Source organism: Actinomycetospora sp., from assembly GCF_055612215.1.
This window is the reverse complement of sequence record NZ_JBVPVA010001027.1, coordinates 1-3081: the sequence shown is the minus strand read 5'-3', so window position 1 is coordinate 3081 and position 3081 is coordinate 1. Positions and strand designations below refer to the sequence as shown.

The following is a 3081-nucleotide window of genomic DNA, read 5'->3' as shown; positions in this document are numbered from 1 at the left end:
CCGGGAGACGTACTCCCCGCCGCGGCCGTGGGTGAGCTTGTCGTCGAGGTGCACGCCGCGCAGCAGCCGCGAGATCCCGGCGCGCAGCAGGCGCGCGATGATGTAGCCGATGATCAGCACCAGCAGGGCGCCGATCACGTTCGGCACGTAGCTCAGGAACGTGGTGAAGGCGTTCTGCAGCGCCTGAAGGGCGTCGAAACCGCCGCCACCGGGCGACGCTTGGGTGGGCAGGAACGGCATTGGAGAAAGCTCCCTCGAGCGTGGAAGGCCGTGGTCCCGGCCGTGGTTCCCGGGCCTCCGCCGGTCCCAACCGCGATTTCTCGACCCGATCCGCCGAACTCCCGGTGAACGCGGGACATCCGTCACCGCGTGACGCACCGGGTCGACGGTTCTGATAGGAAGCACGCGCGAGGGGGAGCGCCCTGCGGGAATTGACCGCGGAGCGGCCACGCGAAAAGTGCGTGCCGCACCGCCGACGGATGGGAGCACGACCCCGATGGCACAGCGAACCGTCGTCACGCTCGTCGACGACCTCGACGGCGGCGTCGCCGCGGAGAGCGTCTCCTTCGGTCTCGACCACGTCGACTACGAGATCGACCTGTCGGGCGAGCACGCCGAGGCGCTGCGCGGGGTCCTGGCTCCCTACGTCGCGGCGGCCCGGCGCACCGGCGGTCGCCGCCCCGCCCGCAGCACGCCGGCGGCCCGGCCCGCCTCGTCGGGCGCGGCGGCCGGCGCCGGGCGCTCCCGCAGCGCCAACGCCGAGATCCGGGCGTGGGCCGCCGAGCACGGTGTCACGCTCGCCGAGCGCGGGCGGCTCCCCGGCCGCGTGGTCGAGGCCTACGAGGCGGGCGACCCGACGATGCTCCCGAGCCCGGACGGCGTCGCGACCCCGGCCGCGGGCAGCCCGGAACCGGCCGCGGAGCCGGCGCCCGAGCCCACCCCGGAGCCGTCGTCGGAGGACGGGGAGCGCCGCGGCCGGGACGGTCTGACGGGCCCCGAGCGCGAGACGATCCGCGGCTGGGCCGCGGACCAGGGGATCGACGTGAAGCCGCGCGGCCAGCTCAAGAAGGACCTGATCAGCAACTACCGCGCCTGGGAGGCCCGCCGCTGACCGGTCGTGGTGGCCGCCGTGGCGCAGCCCGCGTGTCGAGGGACGGGACGGTCGGGCAGCCCGCGGCGCACGGCACCAGAGCCCATCGGTGCCGGCCTACGGCACCTGGGGCGACGAGCCGAATCTCGCCGCGCTACACCCGCGACGCTGTTCTCCGAGCAGGGCAAGCGGTCCGCTTCTCGACCGTGATTCGCCGTGAGGTTCTACGCCGAGGATGCAGGGGTTCGGTAGAACGAGCAGATTTCCTTCGGCATCGGCGTGCTGGTGGACGGTCTCGACTCGAACCAGTCGTGTCCCCGCCGAGCAGGGCGCACGGGCTCAGGACCTGCGGCCCCAGGCGCTGACCATCGGCGACGTCGCCAGATCGGGGACCAGCCCGGCCGCGACGTGGTCGAGGTGGCGATCGATCTCGTCGTCGGTGGCGATTCCGCCGGCGACCAGACGGTCGCGGATCTGCGCCACGGTGGCGACCTCGAGGGTCGTGGCGGCCGGCGAGGTGATCGGGAAGTACGCGTCGGCCCCGACGTCCCGCAGGCCGAGGTCGCGCAGGCGCCGCGGCAGGGTGCGTCCGTAGGCCAGGTCGGCGTCGCGTCCGGCCATCAGCGTGCGGAAGCCGTGGCGGAGCCGGTTCGCAAGCTGCTGTTCGGGGCCGTACTCGTCGGGGCAGAGCAGGGGCTGCAGTCCGGGGTCGGCCTCCTCGAGGAGGAGGTGCCCGCCGGGGCGCAGGGCCGCGACCATCGCGGCCAGGGCCTCCTCCCGCCGCGGGACGTGGGTGAGGACGAGCCGGGCGTGGACGAGGTCGAGACCGACCTCGGGCGGGTCCTCGACCCCGACGTCGTGCCGACGGACCGTCAGCTGCGCCGGGCCGGGCGCGTCGAGCCGGCTGGTGTCGATGTCGGTGGCCAGCACGTGCCCCCCGGCCCCGACGCGGGCGGCGAGCCACTCCGGGACGCTGCGCCCGCCGGCGCCGACCTCCCAGCACCGCCATCCGGGTCCGACCCCGACGGCGTCGAGGTGGCGGAACGTCGAGGCGTCGAACAGCTCGGCGAGCGCGTCGAGGCGGGTCCCGGCCTCGCGCGCCCGGTTGCTCAGCAGGTAGCCCTCGTCGTCACCCACGGGCCGCGTCCTCCAGGCCGAGGGCGCGCGCGACGAGACCGGCGACGTCGTAGGCGAATCCCTCGTCGAGGTGGCCGGGCCGGGTGAGCAGCCGGAACCAGAGGGGCCCGAACGCGAGGTCCAGGATGGTGTCGTCGTCGGGCCACCCGGCGGTGCCCGACGAGGCGCGCGCGGTTCGCAGGCGGGCCCGGTAGGAGCCGCGGACCGGTTCGAAGATCGCCTCGTCGAACGCCGCACGCAGTCCCACGTCCTGCTGCATCTCGCCGAGCAGGGAGGCCAGGAGCGGGCCGTGCTCGCCCGTGATCACCCGGATCACCGCGACGAGCATCGCCCGGAGGTCGGCCGCGAGGTCACCGGTGTCGACGACGTCGATCTCGACCTCGCCGCGCCCGGCGACCATCGCGTCGACGAGGAGTGCTCCCCGGGACGGCCACCACCGGTAGATCGTCTGCTTGCCGACGCCCGCCGCCCGCGCGACGCCCTCGATGCTCACGGCCGCCGGGCCCCGGTCCCGCATGATCTCCGCGCAGCTGCGCAGGACGGCGGCCTGGGCCGACGCCGACCGCCGCCTCGGATCGCCCACGGGACGAACCGTAGCGTCTTGCGAGTGGTCGCACCCGCGTGCCACGCTCACGACCCGAACCGGACCGTCTCGTCGGAGCGGCCCGCCGTCGCGCAGGGGAGTTGCACCGTGGTCTCGTTGTTCGAGCACGCGGCGGGGAGGCGGGTCTGCACCGCCTCGAGCAGATCTTCTACGACAGCGTCCTGGCCGACCCGGTGCTGCAACCCCTCTTCGGCGCCGGGCGCGCGAGCCACGTCGAGCACCTGACGGAGTTCACCGCGGAGTCGTTCGG

3 protein-coding genes and 1 pseudogene are annotated in these 3081 nt (G+C 74.4%); 1 reads left to right on the top strand and 3 read right to left on the bottom strand.

What is annotated here, in order from left to right; genetic code table 11:
• The coding region (locus AC0CYZ_RS27835; RefSeq protein ID WP_472221351.1) for a membrane protein at window positions 1–240 on the bottom strand (240 nt) is incomplete at its 3' end.
• A gap of 256 nt (window positions 241–496) precedes the next feature.
• Between AC0CYZ_RS27835 and AC0CYZ_RS27830 the strand changes: the two are divergent.
• A pseudogene (locus tag AC0CYZ_RS27830) lies at window positions 497–841 on the top strand (histone-like nucleoid-structuring protein Lsr2); the annotation flags it as partial.
• A gap of 588 nt (window positions 842–1429) precedes the next feature.
• Here AC0CYZ_RS27830 and AC0CYZ_RS27825 read toward each other — a convergent pair.
• Together AC0CYZ_RS27825 and AC0CYZ_RS27820 are read right to left on the bottom strand one after the other, a co-directional pair.
• Window positions 1430–2227 carry a class I SAM-dependent methyltransferase gene (locus AC0CYZ_RS27825; protein ID WP_472221350.1) on the bottom strand — a complete coding sequence of 266 codons (798 nt, stop codon included), beginning with the start codon at window positions 2225–2227 and terminating at the stop codon, window positions 1430–1432.
• A complete protein-coding gene (locus AC0CYZ_RS27820) occupies window positions 2220–2810 on the bottom strand; it encodes a TetR/AcrR family transcriptional regulator (protein ID WP_472221349.1) in 591 nt (196 codons plus the stop codon). Before AC0CYZ_RS27820 ends, AC0CYZ_RS27825 begins: the two co-directional genes overlap by 8 nt.
• Window positions 2811–3081: the final 271 nt, after the last annotated feature.